Below are 14973 nucleotides of genomic sequence, written 5' to 3' on the forward strand. Positions count from 1 at the left end.
CTCCTCCTTGGATTGCGGCCTGTCTCGGACCCTGTCGACCCTAAAGAGAAACATTCAACAATGGGCTGTGAGGCCGCCCGTGATAGTCCATTCGCGATTTCGCCGGGCTCACAGCAGACCATTCGGGTGACTTCGGTGACCCGCCCCGAAGGTGAAAGGAAGCGACCCGACACGGTTGTCGAAATTCGAATCGACCAGACCTGGTTCACCCGACACACGGAGGATTTCAGGACGGCTGAGCATTTCGCGGAGGAGCGCCTTCATCTCCAGCTTCGCCAGATGCGCCCCCAGGCAGTGGTGAGGACCTCCACCGCCGTATCCGAGGTGCGGATTGGGCGACCGGGTGATGTCGAAGGCATCAGGGTCGTCGAAGACGGACGCGTCACGGTTCGCGGACGCGTAGAGGAGTACGACCTTCTCCCCGGGCAGAAAGGTGTGGCCGCCGAGGGAACATTCGGCCGCCACCGTCCGGCGGAACTGGATGATCGGGGTCGAGTGGCGGACGATCTCCTCGACCGCGCCGTCCGCGTAGCGGTCGAAGTCGGACTCCAGCAGGGCCCGCTGCTCCGGGTACGCGGTCAGCAGGATCAGCCCGTGCGCGATCGCGTTCCTGGTGGTCTCCACACCGGCCACCAGCAGCAGCGAGAAGAACGCGCCGAGCTGACGTGAGGACAGGGCCTGCCCGTCGACGTCCGCACGGACGAGCGCCGAGATCATGTCCTCCGCAGGGACCCGGCGCCGCTCACGGGCGATGCCCGCCATCTCCAGCTGCATCCGGGCCAGCGAGCGCAGGCCGCGACCGGGGATCCGGAGCCGGGCGCGGCCACGCCTCTGCACCCCGACGTACCGCGAGGCGTGGTCGATGCGCGCGGCGATACGGGCGCGATGGCGCCCGGGAATGCCCATCAGGTCGCAGATGACCTCGAACGGCATGCGCGAGGGCGCCGAGCGCATGAAGTCCCCCGGTCCATCGGCGAGCGCCTCGGCCACGAGCCGTCGGGCGACGGCGCCGATGTTCTCCTCGGCGGCGGCGAGCAGCCTCGGCGTGAAGGCCCGGGAAATGGTCCTGCGCAGCCCGGCGTGCTCGGCGCCGTCCATGTTCACCATGGAATTGCCGAACAGCGCCTTCGCCCAGGGCGCCGGCTCAGGAGTGGTGACCCCGGGGGAGCTCGCGAACATCCGCGGCTGCCTGCTGGCCGCCCGTACGTCTGCGTGCTTCACCAACGCGTGGAACGGCGTACGGGTGCCGGTCCGCGGGGTGAAGCGCACCGGCGCGTCCAGCTCCCGCAGCCGGGCGAACGCGGCCAGCCGCTCCGGCCTTGGGAGCCGCCAGAAGGCGGGATCGGCCAGATCGGTACCGGCTGTTCCTCGCACTACGGGCGCGGGCACCCGCGTCGGTGCGTTCATGAGCGACCTCCGGGAGTTCGGACCGCCATGCTGACCCGCCGGGTGGCGCCACCTCGGCCGACACGACCGGACAGAGCCGCCGAATTCCCGCTCCCGCGTGATGTCCTGCGGAGGAGAGAGAGGTACAGACACCATGAATCCGACCGACGCCACACGCGGGGAGCCGGCCGGCACCGCGCGGCCGGCCCGCCGCGCGGTGCTGCGCACCGCCTTCACAGCGACCGTGATCGCCGGCACCGGCGGCGCGCTCGCCCCGGTCCTGATGAGAACCCCGGAGCCCGGAAGCGCGGCCCCTGAGCACGACGCCCCCGGGCCCGAGCGCTTCTCCGAGCAGTACAAGGGCCGCGAGATCAAGGGCACGGCCACGGCGATGGTGCCGGCCGGCGCACAGTCCTACGCGGGCCACGCCGGAGCCGCCGCCGCGGAGCACGGCACCGACGTCACCATCGACGGGAGGACGCTGCACGTGATGAGGCGCGCCGACGGGAGCTACCTCAGCACCGTCAACCACTACGAGTCGTTCCCCACCCTCCGTGAGACGGCCCGCGCCGCGGTCGACGAACTCGGCACCAGCCAGCTGTCGGCCGTCTCCCCGCACACCATCTGAGCCCTTAAGGACGAGCACGCGTGTACAGCCGCAAAAACCAGCGCGACCTCACGCGCACCGAGAAGAAACGCCTGGTCGACGCGATCCTGGAGGTCAAACGATCGGGCCGCTACGACGAGTTCGTCGACCTGCACCGGCGCTACTACGTCACGGACGCCGAGACCGGGCCGCGGCCCGCCCATATGACCCCGTCCTTCTTCCCCTGGCACCGCAGATACCTCCTGGAGTTCGAGCAGGCCCTGCGAGCGGTCGACTCCCGCGTGTCGATCCCCTACTGGGACTGGACACGGGACAACACGACGGGTGCGTCCCTGTGGGCGGAGGACTTCCTGGGCGGCACCGGAAGGCCGGGCGACCGCCAGGTCATGACCGGGCCGTTCGCCTACCGTCAGGGGAACTGGCGGCTGCGTGCGGGAGTCACCGACGACCCCTTCCTGCGGCGCAACCTCGGCAGGCCGTCCGCACCGCTCGAACTGCCCTCGGCGGCGGACGTGGAGCGCGCGCTGAAGGACCCCGTGTACGACACCGCGCCCTGGAACAGCACCAGCGCCACCGGGTTCAGGAACAGGGTCGAGGGCTGGGCCCTGCGCAACCGCGCCACCGCCAACCACAACACGGTGCACAACTGGATCGGCGGGTCGATGGCGGGCGCGGCCTCGCCGGACGACCCGGCCTTCTGGCTGCACCACGCCTTCATCGACCTGCTGTGGGACCGCTGGCAGAAGGCGCATCCGCGCTCCCGCTACCTGCCGGCCCGCGCCCTGCCCGCCGACGACCCGCAGCGGGGCCGTGTCTATCCGCTCGACCAGCCGATGCCGCCCTGGGACGTGGCGCCCTCACAGCTCATGGAGCACAGCGGGATCTACCGCTACGTCTGAGCCGCGCGGGCTCCGCCGTCGACGGGCCGTGCCCCGCCGGGAACGGGCCGGGCCTCCCCTCTCCGCTCCACACGCGGCAAGGGGAGGCCCGGACGGCGCCTCGGGGGAGGTCAGTTGCCGTAGCTGCCGTAGTCACCCTCGTCGTCGTGGCTGTCCGACGTGTTCGCGCAGGTGTTGCCGAACGCGGGGTTCAGCAGGGCGATCACGTTGACCGTGTTGCCGCACACGTTGACCGGGATGTGGACGGGCACCTGGAGGGCGTTGCCCGAAAGGACACCGGGCGACTGGGCCGCGACGGCCTCCGCACCGGAGTCGGCGGCAGCCATGCCGGCGCCGCCGGCGATCAGGGCACCGGTACCTGCCATGACGGCGGCCACCTTCGAGATACGCGACATCAGTTCTCCTTGAGAGGGTCGAATCCGGCCACCGAACGTGCGGCCGGTACGCCCTGACAACGCGAAAGTCGACAGACGGTAACGGATCAGATCAAAACTCATCATCACGGCTCAACTCCGGCCGATGAGTGCGGCCCCGGCCGCCGGAAGCTCGCCGAGCCGCCCCCGCCAGTCGCGCGCGGCGGGGAAGCGGGACTTCACCGTCCGCGCGGCCCGGTCCCGGGCGGTCAGCTGTGTCTCGCGCATCCGCAGCAGCGGCTCCAGCGCCGAACGGGCCAGCAGCAGACGACGGTTGACGACCGGCACCGGGCCCCAGTGGTTCTTGTACGATTCCGAACCGCGCAGCAGACTCAGCACCCCGAGGCCCAGCCCCTCGGCCTCCCGGGTCATCTCGCGCAGCAGCATCGTCGAGACATCCGCCTTCGTCTCCCTGAGCAGGGGAGCGGCCCCGTAGAGATAACCCCCCGACAACCGTGCCGACCGGTACGACAGATCGACGGCCACCACCTCACCGTCGAGCAGGAACTGCCGGACGGAGGCCTCGCCGTCGCGCACCATCCGGCGGGTGGAGCGCACCAGATGCGCACAGAACCGGGGCCGCAGGTGCTCCGGGTTGATCCCCCTGCCGAGCCACTGGAGCTCGTGCAGCCGCAACAGGGTGCCGATCGCGCTCGCCACCCCGTGCACGGGCGCGGTGCGGCACTCGATGCCCAGCGCGTCGATCCTGCGCAGCTTGGCCCGGGCCCGCTGCCCGCGCGAGCTGCTCATCCGCCCGATGAGGGCGTCGATCGGCTCGGCGGGCAGCTCCATGCAGGTCGAGTCCGTACGACTGCTCCGGGCGCCCGACCACGCGTCGAAGAGCAGGTGCGCCGACGCGTCCGGCCTGACCTCCCGCAGGTCCACCACCGTGTGGGTGGCCGCCCGGTGCAGCCCGCGCTCAAGTGCCATGACCGCGGCCGGGGTGTCCTCGCCGTCCACCAGGATGTCGAAGAAGTCGGAGATCGCGCCGCCCATCGGCACCAGCAGGGGCATCGGGCGGTGCACCAGCATGAGCGGCGCCGCGCCGATCAGCCGTCCGCCCCGGCGCGCCAGCAGGACCCGGAGCCGGCCGGGGACCCCGTAGGAGAGCCACCAGGAGTGGAGCCAGGCGTGGCTCTGGAACGGTGTGGCGGTGGGGCACCTGCGGTGCAGCGCGTCCCACTCCCCGGCGAGGTCCGTGAAGTCCGGCAGATCCCGGCAGAGGGTCACGGTGAGCGGCTCATGACGGTGGTGGTTCATCGGACGAGCTCCCGTTCGCCGGTGGTGCCGCCTTGGGCGGGGCCCGGCACCTGGGCCGTGACGTCCCGGCGTCCCGGGCGCGGGCGGACCAGCAGGACCAGTCCGCCGGCCAGCCCGCCGGCACAGGCGCCGACGGCCGTGCCGAGCGGTGCCGAGGGGGACACCGGATCGGAGGGCGGCACGGCGTGCGAGAACTTGATCAGCGTCACGCCGGTGTCCTTCGCCACGTGCCCGCTGCTGACGACCACCGCCTCGGTCACCGCGTTGGCGATGTCTGCGGCGCGGCCCCGGTCGGCCGACGTACCGGTGACCGCGATCATGGGCGAGTCGGGGGAGGTCTCGGACCTCACATGCGTGCGCAGTTCGCCCACCGGCTCCCCGGCGGCGCCCTTGGCGTACGTGAGCGTGGCGTCGCTGGTGACGAGACGTCCGTACGACTGCGCGTAGCCCACGGCCGCGGCCGGGTCGATGCCCTTGGCCGCGGTGACCATGGCGTAGCTGGTGGCCGTGTACTCGGGGGTGGCGAGCATGCCGTAGGAGAATCCGCAGGCGGCTCCGAGCAGGACGCCGGCGGGCAGCGGCCACCAACGAGGCGGTACGAACGCGGGGCGGAGCCTGCGCGGCCGTCCGGGGGCGGCCGGCTGCTGCTCGGGCGACTCGGTCATAGGGGTGCTCTCTCGGTCGAGGGGACGGTGGCGGAGGCGGTGTCGATGGTCTGTGCGTAGACATCCATGAGGCGACGGCTGCTGGACCTGATGTCGTAGTGGTCCACGGCGCGGGGCGGCGGCAGTCTGCGGGCACCGCACTCCATGCGGTGCCGCAGCGCGGCCGTCAGCTCCGCCGTGGGATCACCCCCGTCGGATCCGATCCGGGTGGTGCCCGGCACCCGGCCCTGCGGGAGATCGTCGATGGCGGGACAGGCCGCGTGCACCACGGGCAGCCCCGCGGCCAGGGCCTCGACGACGGCCAGGCCGAAGGACTCCTCGCGGGACGCCGAGACGAAGGTGTCGACCGCACCGAGCACCGCGGGGACGCCGGGAGGGGCGTCCGCGTCGCCCGCGTCGCCCGATGCGCCGCACTCGCCGAGGAACCTGACCCGGCCGGTCACACCGAGCCGCGCCGCGAGCGCGCGCAGCGCCACGGCTTCAGGGCCGTCCCCGGCCAGGACGAGCCAGGCGCCGGGGAGATCGGCGACCGCGCGGATCAGCAGGTCGAAGCGTTTCCCGGGCACCAGCCTGCCCACACCCCCCACCACGAAGGCCGTCCGGGGGATGCCGAGCCGGGCTCGGGTGGCGTGCCGCCGGGCGCTGTCGAAGCGGAAGGCCGCCACATCGATCCCGTTGGGCACGGTGTGGATCCGGGCGGCCGGCACCCCCCAGTCGCGCAGCCTGCCCGCGACGGTGTCGGAGACCGCGACCGTCGCCGCGCCGAGCCGCTCCGTGCGCAGATACAGCTCCCGGGTGCCGCGGGTCAGGGGCCGGCCCTCGATCTCCGCGCGCCCCAGCGAGTGCTCCGTCGACAGCACGGTGGTCCCGGCCAGCCGCGCCGCGATCCTTCCGTACACACACGCCCGGTAGAGATGGGTGTGCACCAGGTCGTACGAACCGCGCCGGATGATGCGGGCCAGCCGGGGCAGGGCACCGAGGTCGCGATTGCTCGTCATCCCCAGGTTCCTGACCCGGACACCGTCCGCGCGGAGCGCGTCCGCGACGGCTCCCGGGTTGGTGAGCGTCACGACGTCGCAGCGCACCGGCAGATGGCGCAGCAGCAGCCGCAGCTGCTGCTCGGCCCCGCCGACGCCGAGGCCCGTGATGACATGCAGCGCCTTCACCCGGCATCACCCGGCCACGCCGCGCCGGCCCTTCGGTACCGCAGTCGGTGGCGCACCTGTTTGGCCCGCAGACGGGCACCACGGTCGGCATGGCTGACATGCGTGCGGGCCAGGGCGAGCGGCCCCGACAGCGCACCGGGAGCCAGCGCGCACGCGTAGGCGTATCCCGCCTGCCGTACGGACTCCAGCACCCGCCGGTCCACCGTGCCGTACGGATAGCAGAAGCCGGCTGGAAGCTGTCGGACGATGCGGTGCAGGGCCTCCCGGCTGCCGTGCGTCTCCCGGAGCAGTTCGTCGTCACCGAGCTCCGTCAGATCGCGGTGGAACATCCCGTGCGAGCCGACCTCCATGCCCGCGGCGGCCACGGTACGGATGCCCTCATCGGTGAGCAGTGGTCTTCGCGGACCGAGCGGATCCCAGTCGTTGGAGCCGCCGGGCAGGCCGGGCAGGACGAACACCGTCGCGGTGGCGCCGTGGGCGAGCAGCACGGGGAGCGCCTCGTCCACGAAGTCGGCGTACCCGTCGTCGAAGGTGAGCCCGACCAGCCCCCGCTTCCCGGCGGCCCGCGCCCGCAGCAGCGCCGCGATGCCCACGCCGGACAGCCCCCGCCGGCGCAGCCAGGTCAGCTGCTCGTCCAGACGGTCGGCGGAGACGGTGATGCCGTACGGATCCTGGGTGGGATCGTTCACCGAGTGATAGGTCAGAATCCACGCCTGGGACCGGATGGGGAGTGTCCGGACCTGGAGCGGAGAGGTGTCAGCGGCCATCGGGGAACCTCTGTCGGATGAGTGCCAGCAGATGGACTGCTTCGGGGGCCCGGAGCACGAGCCCGGTGAGCAGGAACGCCGTGGGTACGAGAAGACAGCCGGCCGCGAGCCCCGGCACAGGGCCCGGCACCAGACCGATGACCAGCCGGCCGGCGGTGGCCGCGACCGCGGCCGCGGCCACCGGCCGGGCGAGCGAGAGGGCGACCGCCCCGGTCCGTACGGCGACCGCCCGCGAGCCGAGCCCCAGGAGCATCAGCAGCGCGGCCGTGCTGATGCCGACGGCATTGGCCGCGGCGATGCCGTCGACGCCGAAGGGGCCGGTCAGGAGCGCCCCGGCGGCGGTGGTGACCAGGAGCCCGGCGCCCATCGCCCCCAGCGGGTACCAGGTGGGCCTGCCGGCCGAGAAGAACGGCCGGCACAGGGCGCCGACCAGGGTGTGGCCGAGCAGACCGAGCGCGTAGACCCGCATGGCACCGGCCGTGGCGGCGGTGTCCGCCGCGTCGAAGGCGCCGCGCTGGAAGAGCACTTCGACGATCCGGGGCGCACAGCCCATCACCACGGCCGCGCCCAGCAGCACCACGGTGCCGGCCAGGGCGAGATCACGTTCGACCCGCTTCCTGGCACCCTCCCGGTCCCCGGCCGCCATGGCCCGCGCGACGACGGGGAACGTCACCGTGCAGATCATCATGGACAGCACCATCGGCAACTGCGCGACCTTCTGCGCGTAGTTGAGATGGGAGATGGCCCCGGCCGGCAGGGACGAGGCGAGGAACCGCTCGACGAAGACCTGCGACTGACGGCTGACCACGAACAGGACGACCGGCGCCAGGACCATCGCACCCAGCGGCGCGGAACGCGAGGCCCGCGCCCGTACCGCCGCCGCCTTCCCGCGCCTGACGGGCACCAGCCGCAGATACGTGGGCAGCAGGGTGAGGATCATCAGCAGGCTGCCGACAGCGACCCCGGCGGCGGCCGCGCGCACCCCCCAGAAGGAGTGCAGCGCCAGCGTCATCGCGATGATGCCGACGTTGTACGCGATGTAGACCCCGGCCGGTGCCAGGAATCTGCCGTGCGCCCGCAACGCCGCGCTGAAGTAGCCCGTGACACCGAAGGTGAGCACCGTGACGGCCGTCAGCCGTGTGCAGTCCACCGCGAGCCCGGGGTCGTCGAGCCCGGGAGCCAGGACGCCGACGACCCAGGGCGCTCCCCAGATCAGCAGGCCCCCCGCGCAGGCCAGCGCGGCGAACAGCCGGGGCAGGGTGTCGGCCACCAGGACACGCACCGGGTCCTGCGCATGCCCACCGGCCGCCCGCCGGGTCAGCGCCAGACTGAACGCCGGCACGAGCAGCAGCGCCATGCCGTCCTCGATCAGCAGCGTGGACGCCATCTCCGGCACCGTCCAGGCGATCAGGAAGGCGTCGCTGGCATGGCTGGCGCCGAAGAGCCGGGCGACGGCCTGGTCCCGGACGAGCCCCAACAGGGCAGCGACCACGGTGAGTCCGGCTGCGCCGCCCGCCGCCCTGGCCAGGAAGCGTCCCGACCCGGTCCTGGCATCATGCGCGGACGTTCCGGCGACCGGCGCCTCCGGGCCGCTGTCCGTGACGATCCCACTCACGCGTCGGCCGTCCTCTCCGGCCCGGCCAGCGCCCACCATGCCGCGAGCCCGAGCACGATCCCGGTCAGGACGGTGGAGGGGCCGCCGATGTCCGCGTACAGGAAGTCGACGGTCTGCCAGGTCATCAGCCCGACGGCGGCGAGACCGCAGTCGACGGCCGCCGCACCGCGGGCCCGTGCGCGCACCAGCCTGCGCACCCCGCCGACCAGCAGCGCCGCCCAGGAACCCACCAGGGCGGTGAGGCCGACGAGCCCCTGCTCGGCGAGTACCAGCAGATACATGTTGTGGGGGGAGAGCAGCGGCTGCTTACGGAACTCCTGGCCGGCCCCCGCCGTGTCGCTGCCCGCCGAGAGCCCGATCGAGGCGTGCCCGTCCCGGTGCGCGGGAAAGCCCTTGAGACCGACACCCGTCGCCGGCCGCTCGCGCCACATCCCCGCCGCCGCGGCCCACATGGTGTAGCGGTCGTTGACCGACCGGTCGGGCGCACTGGTCACCTCCGTGATGCTGGTGAGCCGTTGCGAGATCATCTCGGACCCGACGCCGAAGCCGCCCACCAGGACGACCCCGACCGTGCCCAGCACCGCCAGGACGCGCACGGCCTGACGGAGCCCGGTCAGGCAGATCACGGCGAGTGCCCCGGCCGCCGTCGCGATCCACGCTCCCCGGCTGAAGGACAGCGCGAGCGGGACGACCAGCAGTACGGCGGTCACCGGAGCCCACGGCACCGCCCGACGCGGTGCGCCCGCGGGGGTGCGCAGCGCGTACGCGAGTGCCACCACCAGGCCGTAGGCGACGACCGTGGCCATCCCCATCACATCGCCGGGGCCGAAGGTGCCGACGGCGCGGATGTCCTCGCCCATGTAGGAGGCGCCGGTGCCGGTGACGTACTGGTGGACCCCCGTCACGCCCTGGACGACCGCCAGCAGGACGAGCGCCCCCGCGACGACACGGAACCCGGTGGCGTCCTCGACCAGGAGCAGGACGGCGGCCGGTACGAGGACGAAGATCTGCAGGTACCGCACGAACCCCGGCAGGGCCGCCATCGGATCCGCGGCGGTGACCGTGGCCAGGGCGATGCCCACGGCCGGCAGGCCCAGCACCAGGGCGGCGGCCGGTGTGAGGGGACGCCGCCGCCGGTACAGCAGGAGGCCCCCGCAGACGAGTACGGCGGCACCCGACAGGAGATCGGCGGCCGGCACACCGGCCACGGTCCCGGCCGATGTGCCGTCGGCCGGGACGGCCGGCAGCAGGACCGTCGCGATCAGGGGCAGCAACGGCCAGCGGTCGCGCCACCCGCGAGGGGCGGCCTTCTCCCGGGCGTCCGGCACGACGGGTGCCACGGTCACGGTGAGTGTCACGGTTCAGCTGCCTCCGAGCCGGAACACCGAGCCGGCCGTGCGCGCCAGCACGCACAGGTCCTGCCACAGCGACCAGGTCTCGATGTAACGGTTGTCGAAACGGGCCCGGTCCTCGATCGATGTGTCGCCGCGCAGCCCGTGCACCTGGGCAAGTCCCGTGATCCCGACGGGCATCCGGTGCCGGGACCGGTAACCGGGGTATGTGCGGCTGAACTGCTGGACGAAGTAGGGGCGTTCGGGGCGCGGCCCGACCAGGCTCATGTCGCCGCGCACCACGTTCCACAGCTGCGGCAGCTCGTCGAGCGACGTCCTGCGCAGCATCCTGCCGACGCGGCTCATGCGCCGGTCCGCCGACACGTTCCACCGGGTGGCCGACTCGTGCGCGTCCGCCGGGCGCAGGGTACGGAACTTCAGCAGGACGAACGGACGTCCGTAACCCCCGATCCGCTCCTGGCGGAAGATGACCCCCGGTCCGTCGCAGACCCGCACCGCGAGCGCGCAGGCCGCCATCACCGGGGACGCCACGACCAGGGCGACCGAGGCCAGGACCGCGTCCATGGCCCGCTTCACCCGGTGCGCCACCGGGCGGTGCGGTCCCGCGTACAGCGAGTGGGCGGCGAAACCCCACACATGGTCGGGCCTGGCCATGGCCGGGTAGCCCGCCGCCCGCTGGTCGGTGATCAGCCACACCCGGCAGCCGTGCCGCGCGAACAGTGCGAAGAGGTCCGCCCCGTCGGACGTGGCCCCGGGCGGGACGGTGAAGACGGCGTGCCGCACGGAGTTCTGCACGACGGCCCGCCCGGCGTCCTGTACCGACGTCAGGACGGGCAGCGGTGCCTCGCCCGCCGGCGCGTCCGCGGCCTCGTCGGCATCGGGGCCGGAGCGCCCCACCCGGCCCACCGGCCGCATCCCGTACCGCTTGTGCTCCTGCAGTACGGCGACGACCCGGTCGGCGAGAGGCCCTTCACCGACCACCAGGGTGGACTGCGGATCACGCGCGGCCGACCACCGCAAGGACCGGTGGACGACGGCACGGCCCCCGCAGCTCAGCAGGATCTGGAGACCGGCCGCGCAGCCGAGCGCCACCCACCCGGCCGCACGGCGCGGGTCGTACGCGGACACCGCCTCGGCGAAGACGCACCACTGCAGCACCGCAGGGCCGGCCAGTGAGGGAAGCTCCGCCAGGGCGGACGGGGAGAGCCCGGTCCGGTGGAGACCCCGGTAGGAGTTCAGGAGCAGCTGGACGGCCACCTGCATGAGCGCGACGACCGGCGGCCACGGCCCGGGGGCGACCAGAGCCACGGCAAGGCCGAGCGCGAGCGCGTCGGAGACCATGAGAGCCACCGGGCCCCGGCGGCGCCCGAGGCCTCCGACGGCCCGTGGGGCCGGGGCGTTCCGGCTGCCGCCGCGCGGCGGGCGGACCGTGGGAGCCGCATGCCGTACGGCTGTTGCCTGGGCGGCTCGGGGAACAGGTGCACTCTCCGTCGTCATCGCTCGGTGCGCTTCCTCGTCGTGGGGCGGGACTGGCCGACAAGTTCCTCGTAGAGGCGCAGGACCGCTCCGGCGGTCCTCGTCACGTCGAAGACCGACCGGGTGCGGTGCTGCGCCGTGCGGCCCAGCTCCGCCCGCAGTGCCGGATCGCCCAGCAGGGTGGTGAGCGCCGCGGCGAGGGCCGCGGGATCCTCGGGCGGCACGAGGCAGTGGGACAGATGTCCTGGCGGCAGGCTCTCCCTCGCACCGTCGACGTCGGTCAGCAGGACGGGTGTGCCGCAGGCCATCGCCTCGAGGGGGGCCAGCGCCATCCCCTCCCAGCGCGACGGCAGGACCACCAGGTCGGCCGCGTGGATCCAGGGCCGTACATCCGCGCTGGCCCCCGTGAACAGCACGCCCTCGGGCGCGGTGCGGCGCAGCTCGTCCCCGTACGGCCCCTCGCCGACCAGGACGAGGCGGGCACCGGGCGGTGCCGCGGTGTGCCAGGCCCGCAGCAGCACGTCCTGGCCCTTCTGCCGGCTCAGCCGGCCGACGCACACGACGAGCGGCGCGTCGGCCGGGACCCCGTCGAGCAGCGGGAGCGAGGCACGGGCCGACGCCGCCGTGTCCTCGCGGGCGGGCAGGAACTTGCCGAGGTCGACGCCGTTGTGGATGACCGACCAGCGTGCCGTGATGCCCGCGCGCTGCCCCGCCAGACGCTCGGACTCGCTGACGCAGAGGATGCGGTCGCTCCACCGTGCCGCGAACCGCTCCCAAGCCGTGGCCAGTCCGGCGGCCCGGCCCTCCAGGGCGTCGAACGACCAGGCGTGCGGCTGGAACACCGTCGGCACCCGGCCGCGCACGGCCAGCCGCCCCGCGAGCCCCGCCTTGGCGCTGTGGGCATGGACCAGGTCGGGAGCGCACGCACGGATCAGCCGGCCCGCCGTGAGGATCTCCCGCCCCAGCCGGGGACCCGGAGCGCGCTCCGCCTGCCAGGCATGGACGCGCGCCCCGGCGGTGGACGCCCCGGCCGCCAGCGGCCCGTCCGGCGGGCAGGCCACGACCGGTCGCAGCCCTGCCCGTACCTGCGCCGCGACGAGGTCCGTCACGACCCGTGCGACCCCGCCCTCCACCGGCTGGACGAGATGAAGGACGGTCAGTCGGCTTTCGTCGGTGCAACTCTTCTGCAGCACACACGGCTCTCTTTCACATGCCCCCCGAAGAGCCGGCTGGTGTGAACACCGGCGGAAAGGAATATGGCGGCGGAGATCAAGTGGGTAAAACCGAACTGCACTGTGGCAGAACCTGCGTGGGAAAACACGTATGACTCGCGCTCGTGTCCGGATGAATTACCAGCGGCCATGCCGCCGACCACCGGTTCTTCGAATTCTGCGGCGTGTCAGGCGACTATGACTGTCCTGGTACGCCGCCGTGCCCCATGATGGCCGTGCCGCGGCGCTAATGTGCCGAAATTATCGTCGAGTTGAGCGCGCCAATTCCCGGTGCCGGACGTGGCATTCTCCGGACCCGCCGTCTCCCGCCGCCCTTTCCGTGTGCACCGGCCGGCCATGACGGAACGGCCACGTGCCGTGCGTGCTCCGCGCCCCGCGGGCAGGGCCGTATACCCGGATTGCGGCCGACGCGGCAGTATCGGGTACAACTCGTGATGATCGTCCGCCCGGTGGCGGTCCACGAGAGAGGCGCTAGGAGAAGCGATGGTTCACGAACGGGCCGGTCAGCCGGCGCAGTCCGGCGACCTGGTGGACGTGGCACGGCTGGTGACGGCCTACTACACCGTCCACCCGGACCCGGCCGAGCCCGGCCAGCGGGTGGCCTTCGGCACGTCGGGGCACCGCGGATCGGCGCTCGCCGCGGCGTTCAACGAGGACCACATCGCCGCCACCACCCAGGCCATCTGCGACTACCGGGACCGGCAGGGCACCGACGGACCGGTCTTCCTCGGGGCCGACACGCACGCGCTGTCCGAACCCGCCCGGATCACGGCCGTGGAGGTACTCGCCGCCAACGGCGCCACCGTCCTCATCGACAGCGACGACGGCTACACCCCCACCCCGGCCGTCTCGCACGCCATCCTGACGTACAACCGGGACCGCAGGACCGGTCTCGCGGACGGCATCGTCGTCACGCCCTCGCACAACCCGCCCGCCGACGGCGGGTTCAAGTACAACCCGCCGCACGGCGGCCCGGCCGGCTCGGACGCCACCTCCTGGATCCAGGACCGGGCCAACGCCCTGATCGAGGGTGGGCTGGGGGAGGTCCGGCGGATCCCGTACGCCCGGGCGCTCGCCGCCGACACCACCGGACGGCACGACTTCCTGACCGGCTACGTCGACGACCTCCCGGCCGTCCTCGACCTGGACGCCGTGCGTGAAGCGGGGATCCGGATCGGTGCCGACCCGCTCGGCGGTGCCTCGGTCGCCTACTGGGGGCGGATCGCCGAGCGCCACCGGCTCGATCTCACGGTGGTCAATCCGCTCGCCGATCCCACCTGGCGCTTCATGACGCTCGACTGGGACGGGAAGATCCGGATGGACTGCTCGTCGCCGCACGCCATGGCCTCGCTGATCGAGCAGCGCGACGCGTACACCATCGCCACCGGCAACGACGCGGACGCCGACCGGCACGGCATCGTCACGCCGGACGGCGGGCTGATGAACCCGAACCACTATCTGGCCGTGGCCATCCGCTATCTCTTCACCCACCGCGAGAACTGGCCGGCCGGCACCGGCGTCGGCAAGACCCTCGTCTCCTCCTCCATGATCGACCGGGTCGCGGCCGACCTGGGACGGCAGTTGGTGGAGGTACCCGTGGGCTTCAAGTGGTTCGTCGACGGGCTGTTCGGCGGCACCCTGGGATTCGGCGGCGAGGAGTCCGCCGGCGCGTCCTTCCTGCGCCGCGACGGGCGCGTGTGGACCACCGACAAGGACGGCATCCTGCTCGCCCTGCTCGCCTCGGAGATCACCGCCGTCACCGGCTCGACCCCGTCCCAGCACTACGGCGAACTCACCGCACGCTTCGGCGATCCGGCCTACGCCCGCATCGACGCCCCCGCGACCCGCGAGCAGAAGGCGGTGCTGGCGAGGCTCTCCCCGGACCAGGTCACCGCGGACACGCTGGCCGGTGAGCCGATCACCGCGGTGCTCACCGAGGCGCCCGGCAACGGCGCGGCCCTCGGAGGGCTCAAGGTCTGCACCGACAGCGCCTGGTTCGCGGCACGCCCGTCCGGCACCGAGGACGTCTACAAGGTGTACGCGGAGAGTTTCCAGGGGGCCGAACACCTGGCCAGGGTCCAGGACGAGGCCCGCACCCTGGTGTCCGGCGCACTGGGCGCCACGGACTGAGCGGA

General features: G+C 72.7%; 13 protein-coding genes. 3 read left to right on the top strand and 10 right to left on the bottom strand.

Features of this window, described 5'->3' with window-relative positions:
- Positions 1 to 108: 108 nt before the first annotated feature.
- The gene (locus OG623_RS33320) at positions 109 to 1407 is read right to left on the bottom strand and encodes a cytochrome P450 (RefSeq protein ID WP_406151328.1); all 1299 of its coding nucleotides are present in this window, start codon (positions 1405 to 1407) and stop codon (positions 109 to 111) included.
- Positions 1408 to 1540: 133 nt separating this feature from the next.
- On the opposite strand from OG623_RS33320, the gene OG623_RS33325 reads away from it, so the two are divergent.
- Both OG623_RS33325 and OG623_RS33330 read left to right on the top strand, forming a co-directional pair.
- Entirely contained in the window at positions 1541 to 2014 is a 474-nt protein-coding gene (locus OG623_RS33325) for a tyrosinase family oxidase copper chaperone (protein WP_406151329.1), read from the top strand.
- A 20-nt stretch (positions 2015 to 2034) separates the two neighbouring features.
- Entirely contained in the window at positions 2035 to 2892 is an 858-nt protein-coding gene (locus tag OG623_RS33330; RefSeq protein ID WP_406151330.1) for a tyrosinase family protein, read from the top strand.
- A gap of 110 nt (positions 2893 to 3002) precedes the next feature.
- On the opposite strand, the gene OG623_RS33335 is transcribed toward OG623_RS33330, so the two are convergent.
- The 9 genes from OG623_RS33335 to OG623_RS33375 form a co-directional block, all read right to left on the bottom strand.
- Positions 3003 to 3287, bottom strand: a complete 285-nt coding sequence (locus tag OG623_RS33335) for a chaplin (protein WP_406151331.1) — start codon at positions 3285 to 3287, stop codon at positions 3003 to 3005.
- A 111-nt stretch (positions 3288 to 3398) separates the two neighbouring features.
- A complete protein-coding gene (locus OG623_RS33340) occupies positions 3399 to 4565 on the bottom strand; it encodes a GNAT family N-acetyltransferase (RefSeq protein WP_406151332.1) in 1167 nt (388 codons plus the stop codon).
- Positions 4562 to 5230 carry a YveK family protein gene (locus tag OG623_RS33345; RefSeq protein ID WP_406151333.1) on the bottom strand — a complete coding sequence of 223 codons (669 nt, stop codon included), beginning with the start codon at positions 5228 to 5230 and terminating at the stop codon, positions 4562 to 4564. The genes OG623_RS33340 and OG623_RS33345 overlap by 4 nt, the downstream gene beginning before the upstream one ends.
- Positions 5227 to 6396, bottom strand: a complete 1170-nt coding sequence (locus OG623_RS33350; RefSeq protein ID WP_406151334.1) for a glycosyltransferase — start codon at positions 6394 to 6396, stop codon at positions 5227 to 5229. The genes OG623_RS33345 and OG623_RS33350 overlap by 4 nt, the downstream gene beginning before the upstream one ends.
- A complete protein-coding gene (locus OG623_RS33355) occupies positions 6393 to 7163 on the bottom strand; it encodes a polysaccharide deacetylase family protein (RefSeq protein ID WP_406151335.1) in 771 nt (256 codons plus the stop codon). The genes OG623_RS33350 and OG623_RS33355 overlap by 4 nt, the downstream gene beginning before the upstream one ends.
- Complete coding sequence (locus OG623_RS33360) at positions 7153 to 8778, bottom strand: lipid II flippase MurJ (protein WP_406151336.1); 1626 nt, start codon at positions 8776 to 8778, stop codon at positions 7153 to 7155. Before OG623_RS33360 ends, OG623_RS33355 begins: the two co-directional genes overlap by 11 nt.
- Positions 8775 to 10136: an O-antigen ligase family protein gene (locus OG623_RS33365; RefSeq protein WP_406151337.1), complete on the bottom strand. Its 1362-nt coding sequence runs from the start codon at positions 10134 to 10136 to the stop codon at positions 8775 to 8777. The genes OG623_RS33360 and OG623_RS33365 overlap by 4 nt, the downstream gene beginning before the upstream one ends.
- Before the next feature lie 3 nt (positions 10137 to 10139).
- A complete protein-coding gene (locus tag OG623_RS33370) occupies positions 10140 to 11627 on the bottom strand; it encodes a sugar transferase (RefSeq protein WP_406151338.1) in 1488 nt (495 codons plus the stop codon).
- Entirely contained in the window at positions 11624 to 12799 is a 1176-nt protein-coding gene (locus OG623_RS33375) for a glycosyltransferase family 4 protein (protein WP_406151339.1), read from the bottom strand. Before OG623_RS33375 ends, OG623_RS33370 begins: the two co-directional genes overlap by 4 nt.
- 522 nt (positions 12800 to 13321) lie before the next feature.
- Between OG623_RS33375 and pgm the strand changes: the two genes are divergently transcribed.
- Complete coding sequence (gene pgm, locus OG623_RS33380; RefSeq protein WP_406151340.1) at positions 13322 to 14968, top strand: phosphoglucomutase (alpha-D-glucose-1,6-bisphosphate-dependent); 1647 nt, start codon at positions 13322 to 13324, stop codon at positions 14966 to 14968.
- Positions 14969 to 14973 lie beyond the last annotated feature (5 nt).

This window comes from Streptomyces sp. NBC_01012 (assembly GCF_045162755.1).
Lineage (GTDB): Bacteria > Actinomycetota > Actinomycetes > Streptomycetales > Streptomycetaceae > Streptomyces.